This window comes from Streptomyces sp. NPDC060002, assembly GCF_042737245.1.
Classification (GTDB): domain Bacteria; phylum Actinomycetota; class Actinomycetes; order Streptomycetales; family Streptomycetaceae; genus Streptomyces.
In genome coordinates this window covers 1-19,913 of sequence record NZ_JBHWUW010000030.1, presented here as the reverse complement: position 1 = coordinate 19,913, position 19,913 = coordinate 1, and the positions used below count along the sequence as shown (strand labels likewise).

The 19,913-nt window shown below is 68.7% G+C and carries 16 protein-coding genes; 9 read left to right on the top strand and 7 right to left on the bottom strand.

Annotation, left to right across the window (positions count from 1 at the left end; translation table 11 throughout):
- Positions 1-91 precede the first annotated feature (91 nt).
- Positions 92-1,513 (bottom strand): acyltransferase, encoded by a 1,422-nt coding sequence (locus tag ACFWBD_RS24720; protein WP_385670613.1) that lies wholly within the window; start codon positions 1,511-1,513, stop codon positions 92-94.
- Between the two features lie 772 nt (positions 1,514-2,285).
- Between ACFWBD_RS24720 and ACFWBD_RS24715 the strand changes: the two genes are divergently transcribed.
- From ACFWBD_RS24715 to ACFWBD_RS24700, 4 genes are all read left to right on the top strand, one after another.
- Positions 2,286-3,401, top strand: coding sequence for an MFS transporter (locus ACFWBD_RS24715; protein ID WP_385670789.1), 1,116 nt, complete (start codon positions 2,286-2,288; stop codon positions 3,399-3,401).
- Between the two features lie 323 nt (positions 3,402-3,724).
- Positions 3,725-5,479: a beta-galactosidase gene (locus tag ACFWBD_RS24710; protein ID WP_385670610.1), complete on the top strand. Its 1,755-nt coding sequence runs from the start codon at positions 3,725-3,727 to the stop codon at positions 5,477-5,479.
- The gene (locus tag ACFWBD_RS24705; protein ID WP_385670607.1) at positions 5,479-8,139 is read left to right on the top strand and encodes a beta-galactosidase; all 2,661 of its coding nucleotides are present in this window, start codon (positions 5,479-5,481) and stop codon (positions 8,137-8,139) included. The genes ACFWBD_RS24710 and ACFWBD_RS24705 overlap by 1 nt, the downstream gene beginning before the upstream one ends.
- Positions 8,140-8,244: 105 nt before the next feature.
- Positions 8,245-9,315, top strand: coding sequence for a LacI family DNA-binding transcriptional regulator (locus ACFWBD_RS24700; protein WP_385670604.1), 1,071 nt, complete (start codon positions 8,245-8,247; stop codon positions 9,313-9,315).
- Positions 9,316-9,348: 33 nt separating this feature from the next.
- Here the strand turns inward: ACFWBD_RS24700 and ACFWBD_RS24695 are convergent, their stop codons facing one another.
- Together ACFWBD_RS24695 and ACFWBD_RS24690 are read right to left on the bottom strand one after the other, a co-directional pair.
- A complete protein-coding gene (locus ACFWBD_RS24695; RefSeq protein ID WP_385670601.1) occupies positions 9,349-10,257 on the bottom strand; it encodes an ANTAR domain-containing protein in 909 nt (302 codons plus the stop codon).
- A 125-nt stretch (positions 10,258-10,382) separates the two neighbouring features.
- Entirely contained in the window at positions 10,383-10,607 is a 225-nt protein-coding gene (locus ACFWBD_RS24690; RefSeq protein ID WP_385670598.1) for a hypothetical protein, read from the bottom strand.
- A 215-nt stretch (positions 10,608-10,822) separates the two neighbouring features.
- On the opposite strand from ACFWBD_RS24690, the gene ACFWBD_RS24685 reads away from it, so the two are divergent.
- A complete protein-coding gene (locus ACFWBD_RS24685) occupies positions 10,823-11,062 on the top strand; it encodes a hypothetical protein (protein ID WP_385670595.1) in 240 nt (79 codons plus the stop codon).
- Between the two features lie 133 nt (positions 11,063-11,195).
- Here ACFWBD_RS24685 and ACFWBD_RS24680 read toward each other — a convergent pair whose 3' ends face one another.
- Positions 11,196-12,503, bottom strand: a complete 1,308-nt coding sequence (locus ACFWBD_RS24680; protein ID WP_385670592.1) for a HEAT repeat domain-containing protein — start codon at positions 12,501-12,503, stop codon at positions 11,196-11,198.
- A gap of 323 nt (positions 12,504-12,826) precedes the next feature.
- On the bottom strand, positions 12,827-13,228 hold the full coding sequence (locus tag ACFWBD_RS24675) for a contact-dependent growth inhibition system immunity protein (protein ID WP_385670589.1): 402 nt from the start codon (positions 13,226-13,228) through the stop codon (positions 12,827-12,829).
- Positions 13,229-13,802: 574 nt separating this feature from the next.
- On the opposite strand from ACFWBD_RS24675, the gene ACFWBD_RS24670 reads away from it, so the two are divergent.
- Complete coding sequence (locus ACFWBD_RS24670; RefSeq protein WP_385670586.1) at positions 13,803-14,045, top strand: hypothetical protein; 243 nt, start codon at positions 13,803-13,805, stop codon at positions 14,043-14,045.
- Between the two features lie 434 nt (positions 14,046-14,479).
- Here ACFWBD_RS24670 and ACFWBD_RS24665 read toward each other — a convergent pair whose 3' ends face one another.
- Complete coding sequence (locus ACFWBD_RS24665) at positions 14,480-15,328, bottom strand: LppX_LprAFG lipoprotein (protein WP_385670583.1); 849 nt, start codon at positions 15,326-15,328, stop codon at positions 14,480-14,482.
- A gap of 150 nt (positions 15,329-15,478) precedes the next feature.
- Here ACFWBD_RS24665 and ACFWBD_RS24660 point away from each other — a divergent pair, with 150 nt between their 5' ends.
- Together ACFWBD_RS24660 and ACFWBD_RS24655 are read left to right on the top strand one after the other, a co-directional pair.
- A complete protein-coding gene (locus ACFWBD_RS24660) occupies positions 15,479-15,676 on the top strand; it encodes a hypothetical protein (protein WP_385670580.1) in 198 nt (65 codons plus the stop codon).
- Between the two features lie 17 nt (positions 15,677-15,693).
- On the top strand, positions 15,694-16,419 hold the full coding sequence (locus ACFWBD_RS24655; protein WP_385670577.1) for a tyrosine-type recombinase/integrase: 726 nt from the start codon (positions 15,694-15,696) through the stop codon (positions 16,417-16,419).
- 629 nt (positions 16,420-17,048) lie between these two features.
- On the opposite strand, the gene ACFWBD_RS24650 is transcribed toward ACFWBD_RS24655, so the two are convergent.
- On the bottom strand, positions 17,049-19,403 hold the full coding sequence (locus tag ACFWBD_RS24650) for an N-6 DNA methylase (RefSeq protein ID WP_385670574.1): 2,355 nt from the start codon (positions 19,401-19,403) through the stop codon (positions 17,049-17,051).
- A 192-nt stretch (positions 19,404-19,595) separates the two neighbouring features.
- Here ACFWBD_RS24650 and ACFWBD_RS24645 point away from each other — a divergent pair, with 192 nt between their 5' ends.
- Positions 19,596-19,793 carry a transposase family protein gene (locus ACFWBD_RS24645; RefSeq protein ID WP_385670571.1) on the top strand — a complete coding sequence of 66 codons (198 nt, stop codon included), beginning with the start codon at positions 19,596-19,598 and terminating at the stop codon, positions 19,791-19,793.
- The last annotated feature ends 120 nt before the right edge of the window (positions 19,794-19,913 follow it).

The window sequence follows — 19,913 nt, the reverse complement described above, 5'->3', positions numbered from 1 at the left end:
CCTGGCTTGCGCGCCTCATCCGGCCCCTGTACCGCCTGGCCTACGCGGCTCGCTCGGCCCGCCGGACCCGCCCGGCTCCCCTCCCCTCGCCTCACCCACCGGCTTGCCTGGCGGCACACTCGTCGAGGGGCACTGGAAGAGGCTGCCTGACTCGAACGTCCCCTCGCCCCGCAGGGGGAAGGCTTCCGTCGTCCCCGTTGCCCCGGCGAGGGAACGCCACGCACAGCGTGCCCAGCCCCAGCCCCACGGCCGGCCACACCGGGAACTCACCGCCGTACGCGAACCCGTGCCCCGCGAAATACGTCAGCGCCCAGACGCTCACGCCGAGCCCGGCCCATATCCGCCCGGCCGCCGCCCCCCGGATCCCCGCGCCGGGCCGCACGCGTACGTCCACGGAGGCCAGCCCCCGCTCCAGTGGCCGCAGCGCCCACACCACCCCCACCAGGAGGCCCGCCAGCACCAGCAGCCACGGCACCCGCAGCGCCCACCAGCCTGCCGAGCCGTAGCGGGGTTCGGGGGCGAGGCCGGTCAGATAGAACGCGGCGGCGACGATCAGCACGGGCAGCATGTGCCAGAGGTAGAGAGCCATGCTGCCGGCACCCAGCACCCGCACCGCCCGCCGCACCCGGGCCCGCTCCAGTACCCGACGTACGGCAGGGGCGACCAGCAGGGCCACCCCGACCTGCGCCAGGCTCCACGCCAGCATGGCCGCCGACGGGGGATCGGTGTTGCTCGGCTCCTGCCCGGTCACCAGGATCAGACTGACGGGATACGGCCCTGGCCCGACGAGCAGGGTGAACCCCAGCCCGCCCCCCACCGCCATGGCCAGAGCCCGGACGTGTGCTCGCGGCGCCGTCCGACCGTCGCCGCCCAGCGACCCGTCCCGCCAGCAGAGGCCGAGCTGGTAGACGACACCCCACACAAGCAGGTAGTTGAGCGCCCCGATCGTCTCGACGGCCGAGCCGCGCGAGGACGCGTCGCCCGCCGCCATGAGCGCGCCGACACCGAGCCCCACCACGCCCATGCCCACCGGAACACGCACACCCCACCGTTCGTGAAGGGAGTAGAGGACCGGCGTCAGGGCGCTGAGCAGCAGATACACCGGCAGGAACCAGAACTGCATGGCCATCGCCCACCCCACCAGCGCGAGGGTCGCACGGTCCACGCCGAGCGCGGAGCACACCCCGACGGCGAGCAGCACGAGGCCGCTGTACACGGCCGTGGGCAGCAGCAGCCGCACCGCCCGCTGCCCCACCCATCCCGCGGCGGTCCCGCCGGCGGCCCGAGCCCGCGCCCAGGAACCGCCGGCGGCATGTCCACCGGCGAGGAAGAACAACGGCATGATCTGGAAGCCCAGCGTCAGCCACTGCGTCCAGGGCAGAGTCGCCAGCAGTTCCGGGGCGGTGATCTCGCCGTCCGGATGCCGGATCAGCCCGGTGATCAGCCAGTGCCCCAGCACGACGAGCAGGATCGCCCAGGCCCGCAGGAAGTCGACGTACCGGTCTCGGCTCATACGTCGCATGCTGCCCGCCCCCCGACTCCCCTACGGTGACTAGTCCTTGTCGCAACCAACCCGTTCCCGGGGCGATACCCGCCGGCCCGTCGCCACCGGGTGGCCCGCTACCACCCGGCTACCGCTCCTCGCCGTCCTGCGCGACGGAGAGATGGAAGACGTTCTGCCGGCCGGGGTGGCCCGAGGGGGAGTGCCACACCACCACCGCGCGACGCTCGCTGCTCGGCAATCGCCGTCCGTGCCTCGTCCGCCCCCGCGAACCCCGGCCGGCACTCCCGCCGAAGCCGCTCGTCCGGCGCTCCGGCCGAATCCTCGGCGTCCCACGCGTCCGTCCACTCGCCGCTCCACCGCAGCAGCAAGTCACGCCACTCGAAGCCCCCCGTTTCGACCATGCCCCCATGCTGACAGCCACCACTGACAACGCCCGCAGACCCGAAGTCCAAGAGCGCCGACTACGCGTCAGGCATCTTGACGCTCCGAATGTTACCGGTAACATCATTGTCCGTCGGAGCATCACCCGCACGCCCACGCAGAGGTGGGCCGTCCGCTCTCTGGAGTCCGCGTGACCGACCACCCCACGGCCCAGCGCACCCAGGCCGGCTCACCTACGCCGGACCCCACCGACCCCACCGACCCCACAGTCGGCACAATCGGCACCGACCCCACCGTCGACGCCGGCACCACCGTCGGCACCACCGTCGACACCGGCACCACCGCCGCTCCCGGTCCCGTCTTCACCACGTCCGCCGTGGTCGCCTCCTGCGTCGGCTTCATGCTCATCGGCGCTCTCCAGGCGTTCTACGGCCCCGCGATCCCGGCCCTGCGCGAGGAGTTCGGACTCTCGCCCTCCGCCGCGGGGCTCGGGCTCAGCGCGCACTTCGTCGGCGGCGTCGCCGGAGTCCTCCTCTTCGACCGGCTGTACGGCCGTACCGGCAACCGGCGGATCCTCGCCGCCTCGTATCTGCTGATGGCCGTCGGCTCGGCGGGTTTCGCGGTCGCGCCGAACTGGCCTCTCGCCCTCGCCGCGGCGTTCCTCGCGGGCTTCGGCTTCGGCGGCATCGACTACGGCCTCAACCAACTCTTCGCGGTGGGCTTCGGGCACCGTTCCACCGCGATGCTCAACGTCCTCAACGCCCACTTCGGCATCGGCGCGATCCTCGGCCCGGTCCTGATCGGGGTGGTGGGCGCCGAGCACTACCCCGTCGTCTTCCTGGTCTTCGCGCTCGCCAACCTGCCCCTGCTGTTCTGTCTGCGCGGCGTCCGCGACAGCCCCCCGCGGGTGCCGCAGCCCTCGCGGCACCCCACGTCCACCGGGTCGTCCACGCCGGCCGACCGCGCCCTGTGGTCCGTCCTCGCCGTCTTCGTCACCCTCTACGTGCTGCACGTCGGCATCGAGGCGGGCGTCGGCGGCTGGGAGCCCACACACCTGGAGACCGTCGGTCACAGCGCCGGCGTCGCCGCCACCGCGACCTCCGTGTACTGGCTGATGATGACCGTAGGCCGTTTCCTGGCCGCCCCCATCGCGCTGCGCTTCTCCGCCCAGACCATCATCACGGTCTCCTGCGCGGGTATGACCGTCTGCCTCCTGCTGGCGGCCGTACCGGAACTGGCGCCCTTCGCCTACGCGGGTGTGGGCCTCTTCATCGCACCGATCTTCCCCACCGGACTGCCCTGGCTGCACCGGGCCGCCCCGCACGCCCGCCGGGCGGGCGCGGTCGTCATCGCCGCGTCCATGCTGGGCGGTGTCGCGGCGGGCCCGGCACTCGGCAAGGTCATCGAGTGGTCCGGCGTCCGAGCGGTTCCGCTCCTCCTCGCCGCGGTCTCCGCCGTCTGCCTCGCGGCGACCCTCTGGCTGACCCGGGCGACCCATCCGAAGCCCTTGAAATGACCACCCCGCCGCCCCGAGCCGCCCCGAGCCGCCCCGAGCCGCCCCGAGCCGCCCCGAGTCGCCTCGCGGCACCCCGTGGCCCGGGGTGGTGCGGCCGACCCCATCGCCCGCCGGCAGGCCCGAGACACGGACAGGCACCCGCACGAGAAGCCATCCCGAAGCACGAGCGCGAGTACGAGCACCAGCACGAGCACCAAGACAAATACGCGCCCGCACCAGCACAAACCCGCACCCGCGCCCGCGCCCGCACAAACCCGCACCCGCGCCCGCACCAGCACAAGCGCAAACAGCACCCGCACGTCCGCCCCGACGAAGGGACTCGCATGCCGGCCCTGACCACGACCTCCGACGCTTTCCTCCTGGACGGCGAACCGTTCCGCATCCTCTCCGGCGCACTGCACTACTTCCGCGTCCACCCCGACCAGTGGGCCGACCGGCTGCGCAAGGCCCGCCTCATGGGCCTGAACACGGTCGAGACGTACATCCCATGGAACCTCCACCAGCCCGAACCCGGCACCCTCGTCCTCGACGGACTCCTCGACCTGCCCCGCTTCCTGCGCCTCGCCGCCGCGGAGGGCCTGCACGTCCTCCTCCGCCCCGGCCCCTTCATCTGCGCCGAGTGGGACGGCGGTGGCCTGCCCCACTGGCTCACCACCGACCCCGACATCCGCCTGCGCACCAGCGACCCCCGCTTCACGGATGTCGTGGACCGCTACCTGGACCTCCTCCTCCCGCCCCTCCTGCCGCACATGGCGGCGTCGGGCGGCCCGGTCATCGCCGTACAGGTGGAGAACGAGTACGGCGCCTACGGCGACGACATCGCCTACCTCAAGCACCTCGAGCACTCGCTCCGCTCACGCGGCGTCGAGGAGCTCCTCTTCACCTGCGACCAGACCGACGGCGACCACCTCAAGAACGGCGTGCTGCCCGGAGTCCTCGCCACCGGCACGTTCGGCAGCCGCGTGGACCAGTCCCTCCAGCGGCTCCGCGCGGCACAGCCCGAAGGTCCCCTGATGTGCGGGGAGTTCTGGATCGGCTGGTTCGACCACTGGGGCGGTCCGCACCACGGAAGGGACGCCGAGGACGCCGCCGCCGACCTCGACCGGCTCCTCTCGGCGGGCGCCTCCGTCAACATCTACATGTTCCACGGCGGCACCAACTTCGGCTACACCAACGGCGCCAACCACCACCACGCCTACGTGCCGACCGTCACCTCCTACGACTACGACGCCCCGCTCACCGAGAGCGGCGACCCGGGCCCGAAGTACCACGCCTTCCGTGAGGTCATCGCCCGCCACGCCCCGGTCCCGGACGAGCCGGCGCCCGCCCCGTCGCCCAAACTCCCCCCGACCACCGTCCGGTTGACCCACCGCGCTCCCCTCCTGCCCCTCGCGGACCGCCCCGTGCACGCCACGGACCCCCGCTCCGCCGACCAACTGGGCCAACGCGCCGGGTACACCCTGTACCGGACCACCGTCCCCACCCCCGGGGCCGGCCTCCTGCACTTCTCCGGCGGAGTGGGGGACCGCGCCCAGGTCTTCCTGGACGGCGCCCCCGCGGGCGTCCTCGAACGCGAGCGCTACGAGGAGACCCTGCCCGTCCACGTCCCCCGCCCTGACGCCGTGCTCGAGGTGCTCGTGGAGAACATGGGACGGGTCAACTACGGCCCCCGCATCGGCGTCCCCAAGGGCCTGCTGGGCCCCGTGACGCTCGACGGCACGCCCCTGCACGGCTGGGACTCCCACGCACTGCCCCTGGACGACGTACCGGTCACCGCCGCCTTCGCCCCCGCCGGGACCTCCACCTCCGCCGAACCCGCTTTCCACCGCGGCACGTTCGAGGTGCGGACCCCCGCCGACACCTTCCTCTCCCTCCCCGGCTGGACCAAGGGCCAGGCCTGGATCAACGGGTTCCACCTCGGCCGCTACTGGAACCGCGGCCCGCAGCACACCCTCTACGTCCCGGCCCCCGCCCTGCGCCCCGGCGTCAACGAGCTGGTCGTCCTCGAACTGCACGGCACCACCACCCTCGACGCCCACCTCACCGACACCCCCGACCTCGGCCCGGAGCGGCCCTGATGCGGCACCGGGTGAGCGTTCCGCCTCCTCCCGCGCCCCCGCTCCGAGGCCACCTCCCCTTCGCCGACGCCCCCGCCGCGGCCGACCCCATCGAGGTGACCAGCCGCTGGCTGACCCGGGGCGGCCGCCCCTGGTTCCCGGTCTCGGGCGAGTTCCACTACTCCCGGTACCCGGCCCGGGAGTGGGAGGAGGAGCTGCTGAAGATGAAGGCGGGCGGGGTCTCGGTCGTCGCCTCGTACGTCATCTGGATCCACCACGAGGAGACCGAGGGCCGCGTCCGCTTCGACGGCGACCGCGACCTGCGTCGCTTCGCCCTGCTCTGCGCCCGCCACGGCCTGGACTTCGTCCCCCGCATCGGCCCCTGGTCGCACGCGGAGGTCCGCAACGGCGGCCTTCCCGACTGGGTACTCGCCCGCACCACGGCCCCCCGCACCGACGACCCGGCGTACCTGACCGCCGTCCGCCCCTGGCTGGCGGCGATCGCGTCGCAACTCGACGGCCTGGACCGCGCGCACGACGGCCCGATCGTCGCGATCCAGATCGAGAACGAGCTCTACGACCGGCCCGGCCACCTCCGCACCCTGAAGCGCATGGCTCAGGAGGCCGGCCTCAGCGCCCCCCTCTGGACCTCGACGGCCTGGGGCGGAGTCCACCTCCCCGACGACGAACTGCTCCCCCTCTACGGCGGCTACCCCGAGGCCTTCTGGACCGAGGCCGACGGCGGCTGGCCCGACACCTGCCGCAAGCACTTCTTCTTCACCCACCAGCGCGACGACGAGGGCATCGGCGCCGACCTGCGCCCGACGACCGTGCGCGGCGCGGATCCCGACGCCTACGCGGACAGGTTCCCCTGGGCCACCTGCGAGTTGGGCGGCGGCATGGCCGTCGCCTACCACCGCCGCCCGCGCGTCGACGCCGCCGACATCGGCGCCCTCGGCCTCACGAAGATCGGCTGCGGCTCGGTCTGGCAGGGCTACTACATGTTCCACGGCGGCACCAACCCGACGGGGGAGCGGACGACCCTCCAGGAGTCCCACGCCACCGCCTACCCCAACGACCTCCCCGTCCTGACGTACGACTTCCAGGCGCCCCTCGGCGAATACGGCCAGTACCGCCCCTCGTACGACGAACTCCGCCTCCAGCACCTGCTCTTGGCGGACTTCGGTGAGGTGATCGCCCCCATGCGGTCGGTGCTGCCGGACGGCCGTCCGCGCGGCCAGCACGACCGTGACACCCTGCGCTGGGCGGTCCGCGGTGACGGGCGCGCCGCCGGCTTCCTCTTCGTCACCGACCACCAGCCGCACGAGCCGCTCCCGGACCACCCGGACACCAGCTTCACGATCGGCTTCCCCGAGGCCCCGCCCCTCACCCTCCCCAGTACCCCCGTCACCGTCCCCTCGGGCGCCTACTTCTGCTGGCCGCTGCGGCTGGACGTGGCGGGCCTGCGCCTGGACTGGGCCACCGCCCAGCCGGTCTGCACGATCGTGGACGACGACGGCCGTACGATCCTGGTGCTGGCGGCGACGGACGGCATCGAGCCCGAACTGGCCCTGGACACACGGACGGTGACGACCGTCGCAGCCCCGCCCGGTGCGGACGTCACGGCCGTGACCGACGACGACCGCATCCTGATCACCGGCCTGCGCCCCGGCACGGACGCCCTGGTCGAGGCGGAGACACCGGCCGGCGACCGGGTAGCGCTCCTGGTCCTGGACGCGGCCACCGCCCGCACCGCCTACCGTGGCGAGGCCTGGGGCGCGCAGCGGCTCGTCCTGTGCGCCGAGGGCGTGGTCTTCGACGCGACGAACGACGAGGTACGCATCCACCCCCGCCCCTCGGACGACGCGGACGAGAACGGCGCGGGCGACGAGAACGGCGCGGGCGACGAGAACGACGCGGGCGACGAGAACGACGCGGGCGACGCGGATGCCGGGGACTCCGAGGCCGCTGGGGACTCCGGGGCCGCTGGGGACTCCGGGGCCGCTGGGGACTCCGGGGCTGCCGGGGACTCCGGGGCTGCCGGGGACTCCGGGGCTGCCGGGGACTCCGGGGACTCCGGGGCTGCCAAGGCCGCCGGGGGGTTCCGTACCCCCGTCCCGACGATCTCCCTCTCGGTCCTCCCGGCCCCGCCCCGCCCACCGACGGCATCCGGTGCCACCGTGAAGGAGAGCCAGGACGGGGCCCTGATCCGCTACACACTCGTCCCCGACGAGGACGGGCCCACCGCCCCCGCCCCCACCCTCACCGCGCTGCGCCCGGCGGGCCCGCCACCGGCCCCAAAGACGGGCGTGCTGGACCGGGCGAGCGCCCCCGCCGACGAGCACTACGACACGAAGGCGGCCGTCTACCGCGTCGACGTACCGGCCTCCCGCCCCGGCACCCCGACCCCGCCCGGGGCCGACCTGCTGCGCCTGCGCTGGACCGGCGACGTGGCCCGCGCCTATGTGGGGGACACACTGGTCGCCGACCAGTTCTTCACGGGCCGCCCGTGGGACATCGCGCTCGACCGACTCCCGCCCGGCGAGCCGCTCACCGTACGGATCCTGCCGCTCGCCGCCGACGCGGCGGTCCACCTCCCCGTCACCCCGCCACCCGGCACCGCCGAGATACGGCACGCCGAACGGATCACCACCCGCACCTGGAGGCTCGGCACGACCTGACCTGACCTGACCCCCTCCTCCTCGTCCGCCCGGCCTATCCTGTGGGTCCGCCGGGCGGCCCAGTGCGACCGGCCCCGGACCAGTCCCGAGGAAGAAGCCCCCACCATGACCCGAAGCGCCGCCGACGGCCCGGCCGGCCCGGCGAGCAGGGGACGCAGCAGACGCAACTTCGCGGGCTCACGTCCGGTCATGGACGACGTCGCGAAACTGGCCGGAGTCTCCAAGCAGACGGTCTCCCGGGTGCTCAACGACCATCCGGCCGTCCGCGCCGAGACCCGGGAGGCGGTCCGGGCGGCCATGCGCACGCTCGGCTACCGCCCCAGCAGCAGCGCCCGCTCGCTGGCCAGCGGCCGCACCAGAATGCTCGGGGTGATCTCCTTCGACGCGGCCCGCTACGGCCCCGCCTCGACCCTGACCGCGATCAACACGGCGGCGCAGGAGGCCGGTTACCTGGTGAGCTCGATCGCGCTGGACACCGCGGACCGGGACACGGTGGTGCGGGCCGCGGACCGGCTGTCGGCGGAGGGCGCGGACGGCGTGATCGCGATCGCGCCCCAGGTCCGGGTGGCCCGGGCCCTGGCCGAGGCCCACCTGGACACCCCCCTGGTCGTCATGGACAACGACCTGGGTGACGGCACCCCCATGGTCACCTCGGACGCCAGCACCGGCGCCCGCAAGGCCACGCGGCACCTGCTCTCCCTCGGCCACCCCACGGTCCACCACCTCGCGGGCCCGACGGGCTGGACCTCGGCCGACCGCCGGGCGGAGAGCTGGCGCGCCACCCTCGAGGCGGCCGGAGCCGAGGTGCACGCCCCCCTCATCGGCGACTGGAGCGCCGACTCCGGCTACGACCTGGGCCGCGAACTGGCGAAGGACCCGTCGGTCACCGCGCTCTTCGTGTCGAACGACCAGATGGCCCTCGGCGTCCTGCGCGCCCTGTACGAGGCGGGCCGCCGGGTGCCGGAGGACGTCAGCGTCGTCGGCTACGACGACATCCCCGAGGCCGCCCACTTCCTTCCCCCGCTGACCACGATCCGTACGGACTTCACGGACATCGGCACGATCTCCCTTCGCATCCTGCTGAACCGCATCGACAACCCGTCGACCCCCGGAAGCCCGCTGACGGTCGTCCCCGTCGACCTGTGCGTCCGCCACAGCACCACCGGCCCGCGCTGACCGCGCCGACCGGGCTGACCGCGCTGACCGGGCTCAATCGTGCGTGCCCCGCGTGGCCGCGGCGTGGAGATGTTCCAGGGCGTCCAGTACGACGGTGTTCCAGTGCCAGGCCAGCCAGCGGCCGACGTCGCTGCCCGTCTGCCGGAGCGCGGCCAGTTCGGCGTGGGTGAAACCGGTCAGCGGCCGCTCATGATGGGAGGACACCATGCCCAGCGGCACGCCCAGCCGGTTCACCAGCGGAACACTGTGCGCGGCCCGACTGCCCGTCTGGAGGATGGCGTGGCGGGAGGCTTCGTCGAAGACCGGCGCCGACTCCACGTCCCGCACGGTGACCTGCCGACGCTGGCCCGCCGCCTGCGCGCAGGAGGTGGTAGGGGTGTCGACGAAGGCGAAGAAGTCGCAGAAGTACCTGTTCAGGCCGGTGTGCCGGGCCAGGCGGAGCCGGCCCTTCTCGCTCAGCTGGACGTTGCCCATGGGCGTCTGGGTGATCGCCAGCACCCGTTGCAGGGCCGCCGCGACGACAGCGCCCTGGCTGGTGCCGTGGCCGCGCTCCACCGGGAGACCGGGAAGCGCGGGCGGCCCGCGCCGCACCCGGCCCGGGAACCACAGCTCGGCGTCGGGATCGGGCGCGGGTGTGCGTACGACCGCGTCGGCGAGTGTGGAGAGCTTGATGTTGAACTGCTGGGACGCGCCCTTCAGCAGCGCGAACGCCTCAGCGGCGGAGCCGAGGACGTAGCGCTGGAGCAACACCCCTTCGGCGCGGGTGACCCCGGCATGGCCGTACCGGCGGTTGCGCAGATCGAGATCATCCTGCCGCCACCGCAGCGCGCTCTCCTGGCCGGACCCGGACCCGGACCCGGACCCGGACCCGGACCCGGACCCGGAGTCGGACGCGTAGGTCGCCGAGCCTGCTTCGGCCGGGTGCCGGGGCAACTGGCTCATACCAAGGGCTCCAATCCGCGGTGAGTCCGATCGCCTCCTTGCCAAGCACTGCCAACGACTAACCGGAAACCCGCTGAGCAAACCCGCCGCCTTCCGCAGCGGTCAGAAACCGTCGGCGACTTCCGTCACAGCGGACGAGGTGCGGGGTCCTGGGCCAGGGATTCCGGTCCAGGAGGCGTTGTGAGCGCATAGGCGGCGACCAGCCCGGCCACACCGAGCACGCTGTCCAGACAGATCGACGTGGATTCCGAGATCCCGTTTCCCGCGATGATCAGGATGATTCCGGTCACGAGAATCGCCAGGAATGCCATGTAGTGATCGTGAAGCACTGTCCTGAAGGTGACGTACACGCTTCCTCACCTCTTCCTGTTTTGCCCTGACTGAAGTGAGGTTCATTCGACCAGTTCCCCTGTCGGCCGCCAGAAACAACTCGGCCGAGTGCGCCAGCGTACGGCGAATCATCGGCGTCCCCGAACGCAAGGGCGTACCGAAAGGGAGCTAATTCGAGTGGCTGAGGCAACATCAGGACGAGGTCACGGATCTCTATGCCTACGAGGCGCGCGTCATGCCGTGGAGCGCTTCCTGCGGCTGGTACAACATGGGCCTCATCGACGACACGGTCACCTTTCTCTCCTTCTCCGGCGCGGGTCGCCGACAGCTCACGGGATGTAGCGTCGAAAATCCCCAGTTCCTGGCGTACTTCGCGGACAGCTTCGACCAGGCCTGGGGCACACTGGAACCCCTGGACGCCTACGTGACCAGGCACTCCGCAACGCGCCACACCGGGGGCGCCGAGGGAGTCTGACGTCCGTGGCGCCGCAGAGCGATAGCACGAAGCGAATCGGCCGCTCCCTCGAACCCGCCACCCCGGACGGGCCCTTGTCCGTTGCGCCGGACGCTGGCGCAGCGACCGGCGTCGCCCTGTTCCGGCCCGTGCTTCAGATGCGGTAGGCCCCCGCCGGTACGCCATGGGCGAGGCCGTACGGAGTCAGGGCGATGACCCCGGTTCCCTGTGACGGTGTGCCAGGGCCGATGTGCAGGGGGCTGACGCCGTAGGAGTGGGCGAGATCGGCGGCCATGTCGTGGGCGGCCCACCGCCACTCGTCTTCGGCGTCCTGGTCCTCCTGCGCGGCATCCCACTCGGGCGTGAGGCCCAGCTCCACACGGCGCGCCCGCTCGAACGGCAGCGGCTCGCCGAGGGTCAGCAACTCGTCGTCGGCCTCACCTGTTTCGCAGTACCGCCGGACGACGCTGCCGTGCTCGGCGACGATCCAGGCGGAGCCGTCGCCCTGGCCGCCGTAGTAGTACGCGTGTGCCCGGCCGTAGCGGACACTGAGCTCGGTGCACAGCCGCAGCACGTCGGGGCCGCGTTCCTCGCCACACGGATCGCACCAGGCCCCGAGAACGAGGGTCCAGCCGTCCAGTTCGGGTGTCACGAAGACCCGTTCGTAGCCGTCGTACGGGTCCTCAGGACCGAAGCCGTGGCTGTCGGTGTCGACGATGTCGTTGCCGAGGGCGAAGGTCACGGGCCTGGGGTCGACCAGACCGAGGGCGTCCATGATTCCGGCCTGGTCACCGCCGGGGACGGCCATCCAGTGATTCCAGCACGCCCACATTCCTTCCGGCCGGTCGTCCGGGAGCTTGACGCGGATGAGCCGTTCGATCGCGGCCACGTCGGAGCGGGAAAGGGCCGGTTCGCCGCCCAACTCGGCGAGCATGGTCAAGGCGCGCGCCCGCTGCCGACCGGGCCCTAGTTCCCGGATACGCCGCAGCAGCGGAACGACGTGCTCGCCTTGCAGTATCAGGGCGTCCTGCACCTGCTGGGCGACCTCCCGGTCGGGGTCCCCGAGCAACGGCAGCAGGGCAGAGACCGCGGACGTTCCAGCGTCGCCGCAGCGCTGGAACCCGCGGACCGCCATCCGGCGCACATGCGGCACGGGATGGGAGAGGGCCGTGGTGTAGCGGTCAATGGCAGCCGCACCGAAGCCGGAGAAAGCGAAGCCGAGGCGCTTGCGCGAACTCTCGCTGGACGCGGAGGCGAGAGCGCGGAGAAGGCTGTCGAAGGCGTCCGCTTCCCCGATCCTCCCCATCACGGCGGCGATCGGCCGCCAGTCCACGGGAGAGTCCTCCTGCGCCAACTCCCGCACCAGCCGCTCCACCGCGTCGCTCCCGAGAGCAACCAACGCGTCCGCCGCCGCTTCGCGTCGATCCGGCACCCCCAGGTCCCGTACCAAGTCGCGGTCCACCACGTTCCCTCCAGCGCTTCCGGTACTTTGCCAGTCTCCGTCACTCGGACAAGGGGAGACGGATGATGCTGGAAGCCGGACCGCCGAGGCCTGCGAGGCCCTGGTGCAGAGGAACTCCGCGCGGCGTCCTCTTCGGTGCGCTGCCCTCGATGGTCTCCGTCCATGACTACCAGACCGATCCCGCCCGGCCCGAGACCATGATCCGATGGGCGCTGATCGGCATCATGGCCCGCCGGTTCACCCGAGGTTGCCCGGCCGAACGGTCAGGACCACGGCGTCTTCGGTGGACAGCACGGTAGTTGACGACAGGCACCTGCAACGCGTCAGGAACTCTGGACGGCGCCTAGGAACCGCTCGACCTCGCTTCGCAGGTCTGACGAGAGGTCGCAGAGGCCGCCGACGATGAAGGTCAGTTGCCTTGCAAGCTCCGGATGAACGCTCCAGACCGCCGAGGTCCTGGTCAGGACCGCGCACAGCAGGTCGCCCTCGCCCATGTGGCCTTCGGCCAGCGGGTGGTCACGAAGCACCTCCACCGCGAGCGGAAGAAGCACCGGCAGCCCAATGTCCTGCCTGATCAGCAGGCGCAGGTCCTCAACGGTCAGAGTCCCGACCGGCCGGCTCCGCAGGGCATGCGCCGTCACAATGAGACGGGTGGCGTCGGGTGGGGGCGCCTGCCGGCGATCACGTTCAAGTTCCTCGAGGGACCGACTACGGTCGATAGACACAGTCACCAGGCGATTTTCTCGCGGGCGTTCCAGGTGTACTGCCCGGGGACGTTGGCCAACCTGGTGATGGGTGGTTTGCTGACGACGTTCAGTTGGGTCAGCGGGTGCCTCGACCCATCGGGAGCGCGGGTGCCGGCTTGGGCTGGTGGGCCTCTCACCTGCGCCGATGGTCCGCAGACGTTCGTGGGCGTCCGCCGTTGTACGTCTGCATCGTCACGCAGTGGGACACTCACCGCTCAACGGCCGATCGCTGGCGAGTCCGTTGTCAGTGCTTGCGTCTATGGTCTCAAGCGCGCGGTCGGCTTCCGGGGGTTCCAGCTCTGAAGGGAAAGGTTTCATCCCCGGCCTGTCCGGGGGCGGCCCGGAGACTCGTCCGGGACCTAACCGACGGCCGGGCTTCGTCGATGGCCATGAGATGACCTGCCAGCGCCGACCGCGTACCCCCTCTGCGTGGGCGGACGCACGCTTTCCCACTGTGGTGGTGAAGCCGTGGGCGGTGCGCAGGGGCGTTCACCTGGGTTCATGGGCGGCTGGGCGGCATGACCCATGATTACGGCAGATCATCACAGAGGGCGTGAACCAGCTCTTCAAAGCCGGTGACTTCTACTTCGGCCGCTCCGAGGACCCTTCGGTCGATTTCGACCATGCGCTCTTGGGCGCCGATCGCGGCAGCGTCCGGATGCGGGTCCGCTTTCAAGTGGGCGAGTTTCGCTTCGTCTTCTGTCAGGTCTCTCTGAAGGCGGTTCCTTCGCTGCTTGGCTTGCTCAAGTTTGGTTTTAGCTGCCTGGCACTGTTCGTGAGGCATGTTGCTCCCTAACCGTGCGATGTTGCTTCAGCCTTACGGGTCGGCAGCCAACGTGCATGTCGGCTTGGCCCAAGTGGGCGTCTCGCCGGGCCAGCGTGGGCAGAGGTTGGCGGCGGGCGGCTGAAGCCACCGACTCGAGCGGTACGAGCGCCGGCGCGCTTTCCCCGGGAGCCACCTCGGGACTATGTTCCAGGCCATGGATCCCCACCCCCCTCATCCTGCTCCCTGACGGAGCTGTCGGCACCGCCTGATGCCCAACACGCTCTCCAACTGGGGTGGTGGAGTGTTGGGCCGTGTGCAGGGGTGTTCATCTGGGTTCATGGCCGATCGGTCGTCGGTTTCCGGCAGGGCTGTGCGCCTCGCCTGAACGTCGTGAACGCGGCTGAATGAGACGGAGACTGAGACGGGGCTAGCGTGTCAGGGGTTCTCCTCTGCCCAGATGACTCTCAGCCTTCTTGCGCGTCGTCCGCGAGTGGGACGGTGTCCTTGGTCGGCGGGGCTTTGACGGTCACAGGCTGATTGATGTCGAGGAAGGTGATGGTCAGGTCGAGCGGCCCGTCTCCGGTGCCGGCAAGCATGTCGTTGTGTTCGGCCCGCATACGGAACTGCTTGGTGCGGTAGTCGCCGTCTATCCACAGGTCCATGGTGAGCGGGTCGGAGACTTGCAGCTGTATGAACTGATCGAGGCGCTCTCGAATCAGGCCGTCGCTGTTGACCGTCCCCTTGTAGTGCGTGGTACTGGCGCCGTCGACCGTCTCAGTGCCGACCAGCCGCAGGTCCTTGGACCCGGTCAGAAGCGTGGACTGCGCAGTTGGGGTCCCCTGCAGCTGACTGGGCAGCACGCCATAGGACTGGTTGTCCACCGCACTGCGTCCCCATGTGGCTGGCGCAGCGCTCAGCCAGCTTTTGCCGTTCAGCTTCTCGGAACTCACCCCACTCCCGCCGACGTACATCGCCTCGTCGACGAACCGGATTTCCAGATGGTGGTCCCCACCCTGGTCGGCCGCAGCGGTCATCTTCATACTCATGGCCAGCGGTTTCGTGTTCATGGAGGCCTCGGCCTCCAGACGGCCTTTCGCCGGCACGGTGCCGCTGATCCGATAGTGGAGCGACGTGATGTCCTCGGAGTTCTTCGCAGCCTTCGCCACGGCCGCCGCGGGAGTCACCTCGGGTGGGGCTGCAACCGCGGAATCGCTCTTGGCGCCCCCTCCGCAGGCTACCGATCCCCCAGCGAGCAGTACGACCGCGAACGCCACGCTCGTCACTCTGCGCGGTACGGAAAGAAGAACGGACATTCCCACAAACCCCCAAAGGCAGATGGCAGATCCATGCCAAGGCCGCGAGCCTAACTGGGGGTGTGTCCTGCGGGCTGCTGGGGGCTTGTGAGGTATGCGCGTCAGAAGGAGGAACCGCCTCCCGTCGAGATCGCGAATGCCCTGCGCTGGGTGGCCAAGGCATCGCTGTCGCTGGCGACGCTCAAGAACCCGGCGGACATCCGACGCATCCTCGACTCGCTCAAGCTCACGCTGTCCGGGGCCACGGCCGCCGCCGAGACGGTGCGGCGCAAGCGGGTCGTCCTCTTCAACGCCCTCGCCTACGCCGTCGAGCTGGGGAGCTCCCCGAGAACCCGGTCACGCTCGTGAAGTGGAAACCCCCCAAGGTGACCAAGGAAGTAGACCGTCGGGTCGTCGTGAACCCTCGGCAGGCCGGGGAGCTCCTGGCTGCGGTCTCGTACGTGGGAGGCTACCGCCGGGCTCGCGGGCGTCGACTTGTCGCGCTGTTCGCCTGCATGTACTTCGGCGGCCTGCGTCCGGCTGAAACGGTGGCGTTGCGCCGTCAGGACTGCACGCTGCCGGACAGCGGGTGGGGCTCGCTGATCCTGGAGAAGAGCCGCCCGACCGTCGGTAAGCGCTGGACTGGTACCGGCGCCGTTCACGACGACCGCGGCTTGAAGAACCGACCGGCGAACGAGACACGCGTCGTCCCGATCCCGCCCCGTCTGGTGCAGATGCTCCGTGCGCATATCGGGGAGTTCGGCGCCGCGAAGGACGGCCGGCTGTTCGCCAACGAACGCGGGGGCGTGGTCGCCTCGACGACGTACTGGCGTGTCTGGGACGAGGCGCGGCATCTGGCGCTCACCCCGGAACAGGTGGCCTCGCCGCTGGAGGCTCGACCGTACGACCTGCGGCACGCGGCACTGTCGTCCGGGCTCACCGCCGGCGTGGATCCCACCGAGGTTGCGGAGCGCGCGGCCAACAGCGTCGAAGTGCTCCTCAGCCGCTACGCGAAGTGCCTCGACGAACGACAGGACGTCGCCAATCGCCGGATCGCCGAACTCCTCGGCGAGGACGACGGCCAGGAGGACGGGCCCGGCGGCGGCCCCTGATCGCGACACGCCTCCGACATACGCACTGCGGCATGATGGCCCCTGGACTTCGGTCCGGGCGCCTCGTTGTTTCCTGGGTTCTACCTGCGGTTTTCTGCCCTGCGGCCTGGCCACGAATAGGCCGCGGGCTCCGACATACGCCCGCTCCGAGCGGCACATGGCTGCACATACGCCAAGACCCCGTCCTCAGCGAAAGCGCTGGTGGCGGGGTCTTTGGGCACCTGATTCAAGGTACCCCCGGCAGGATTCGAACCTGCGCACACGGCTCCGGAGGGCGGTTGCCATCTGGGCAGGACTGCAGGTCACGAGCCTGGCGGTTTTACATCCGGTGGTGCCGGTCCACGAATGGTCCACGTCTGCGGAGCGCCGCATAAGGAGTTCAGCACTCATCTGGCCGGGGTATGCCCCGTGCACCGGTGCCACGACTGGCTGCCGTGCGCGGCCGCCGTCCCTGCTGACCTACATGATCACGGAAGCCGTGCTTGCTTCTGCGTCCTGCCCATCACCAACCGGGCATGCCCACGCAACTCGTCAAAACGCAAGGCTCCTAGTTTGTGATGGGGCAGGTTCTCACTGCACTTCGCGAGCTGTAGTGGCAACCGTTTCGGATCGATAGGAACCTCCAGACTTCAGCTGTGCCCGCTATCAGATGCCACTGCGGTGCTGAATGGGAGCCCCTGCATAACTCTCTCCATGTGACTCCAATCGGGCGCTCCAACGTCGGTCATCGGCAGGCGAATGATGGTCTTCTTCATGCGAGAGAGATTCCATTTGTACCCGTAGGTGAATCGATAGCGTTCATATCTGATCACTGCTGCAACGAACAGTAGTGTCCAGCGGGATACATCTTGCTTCGGAATTAGCACCTGCACGTCATCGGAAGCAAAGAATGGCTGGTCTTGATAGAAGGCCACGCCGACAGAGTTGCCGTTGTAAGGAACTGTCAGGCAATGCTCCTGGAAAGTAGGATCAAGATCACACAGGTCGGTGATCCCGTTGTTGTACTCGGAAGCTCCGATGAAGCGAGTAGTCCCGGGTCCCCGATCGGCCGCCGTGACACGCTTGCCCTTCTTAATGTCGAAGAGGCTTCCAAGTTCGAACTGACCCCAAGTCTCCGTGTCTGAGAACTGCCTCGCTGACGCGGCGGCAGATTGAGCACTCTTCAAGGTCAGCATCGCGTCGTCGAGGATAACCTTCTCAAGGATGAGGGGATCTAGCCCTGAGTAGTCCGTCTCCATATACGCCTCGGCCACCCACTCATCACCTGGGCCGACCTTTTGCATAACAGACTCGCCGGCATGAACTTCGCGGTTCCTGAACATCTCAACCCAGTGGTCCCGCAGTTTCGGCCAAGCCTGGTGCTTATCTACGCGTCCAAGATTCTTCACCTTGACAAATCGGTCATCGCGCCAGTATCCGAACCAGGTTTTCTTGTTTGCGGTGGCGTGAGGAATGCCAGCAGTGAACACGAGAATGCACGTGATTACCCCTACGGGGTGGAACAACTCCGGTGGCATGCTCATCACTGCCTCCAGCGTGTGCTTCTTCATTAGATTTGTTTTGTGCTCGGACCTGAGGGTCGCGCACGAAACCGGGACAATTGCAATCCCGGTCCCACCCTTCTCCAAGTTGTCGAGCATGTGCTCGACAAAACGTAGTTCGTGGAGATCTTCTTTGGACTTGGCGTAGGGGGGATTGATCATCCCGATGTTCGCGCGATGGGATTTAATCTCCTTCGTGATGGCGACATCGAAGCATGATCCTTGGTATATGTTCGCTTTTCCGTCTCCGCGAAGAATCATGTTTGAAGTAGCCAGTGCGTACATAGTCGCCTGCTGCTCAATGCCGATCAGCCGCTCCTTTTTCACCGACTCCACTTCTGTATCTGTCGTGGCTGTGCGGATCATCTGCATCATTGCAGAGATGAGGAACCCACCCGTGCCGGCGCAGATGTCAAGGACCTTGTCATCCTTGGTCACGTTTGCCAGCAAGGAGAATAGTTCGGTGACGTGTCGGGGTGTAAGGACGATGCCCAATCCTTTACCGTCGCCTCCCGTGTACTTCAGAAACTCGCCGTAGAATGCTCCGACCACGTCGAAGTCGTGATAAACGTTAAGAAACGGCATTACCCGATCGGCGAGCAGTGTCACGATCTCGCTGAGAAGTCCCTTTGGGTATCCCTTGGTCGGCTTGCGCAGTTCCGGGTGTACTTGAATGTTAGTGAACGGCTGCGTCATGTTCTCGATCTTTGGGACCGGGAGCTTTGCTGCTCGCACTACCTTCTGGATGGACTGCATCCAAAATTCGGGGAGATCTGTGGCGGGATACTCGGCGTAGGTCTTTGCGAACACGGGATCGTTTAGTGCAATGAGAGTACCTGCAACGGCAAGGGGTTTCTCTTTTTCTTCGAGTTCGGCCTCGTCGCGCATGAATTCGTGCATCTCCATCGAGAACGCGATGAGGTCGTGCGTGCGTTGCTGCTGCACGTTTGGATCGAAGGACGCTGCGGCCAGTAGGTCGTCCAATCCGACCCATTCGGTAATAGGAGCGCCCGTAGGTGACACTAGAGGCTTTGCGGAAGTTGCCCCCTTGGGGAGTACAAAGAACGAGTGCTTGTTGGTGTGCCTATTGCCTGAGACGGCTACCGCGATGACTGTGTAATTGGGGGAGAGATATCGCGCGTAGTGCAGAACGCCGTCTACTGCGTATTGGGCGGGAAGGTCGTGCTTTGCAGATTCATGGTTTCTCACATCTGCCTTGCACTCGACAACCACGACCATGTCGGGTGTGGCCGGTGCGGTGATAATAAACTCAGGGTAGCCCGCGCCTCCCTTGCCGGTCTTCGATGCTTTCGACAAGGCGGTTCGAATCGCGTGTACAGTTGATTGTTGCTTTTCGATCACGACGGCGTCTTCGTCGTCGTAGTAGCCCAGCGCTCGCAGCCTGGCTTCGACCATGTCCTCAGTGATGCGCTCGTTCGCCATCGGCCGTGCTACTCCTGATCGATCGTCATGCCCGGTCACGTCCGTGGCGATCCTATGTCGTGTCGTAGACCGCTAATGAGGGTCAGGGCTTGATCAAGTTCCGGGAGTGTCGAGGTTCTTGAGCAGATCGATGGCGAGGTTGCGGATGGTGGCCATGGCACCAAGGGCCTTGCGTGTTGACGGTTGCCCGATATGGCATGCTTTGTTCCGTTTTTTGCGGGCCTGACCGACCCGCGTGACCGTCGTGGCTGGCGCTTCCCGCTGACGGCTCTCGTTGCTGCCGCGGCGGCGGGTGTCCTGGCCGGAGCGCGGTCCATGACCGCGATCTCTGAGTGGATCTCGGACGCGCCTCGCTGGGCGCTGCTGGTCCTTTCAAATGATCGCAGGTGAGGGCCTTCCCAGCGATGCCACATCAACGGCTGGCCAGAAGCCTTCTCCAGCCCACCGCTCACCCCAGCTCCCATCCCGGCTGCCGTCGACCCACACGCCTGCTCGGCTCTGTCTGGGTCC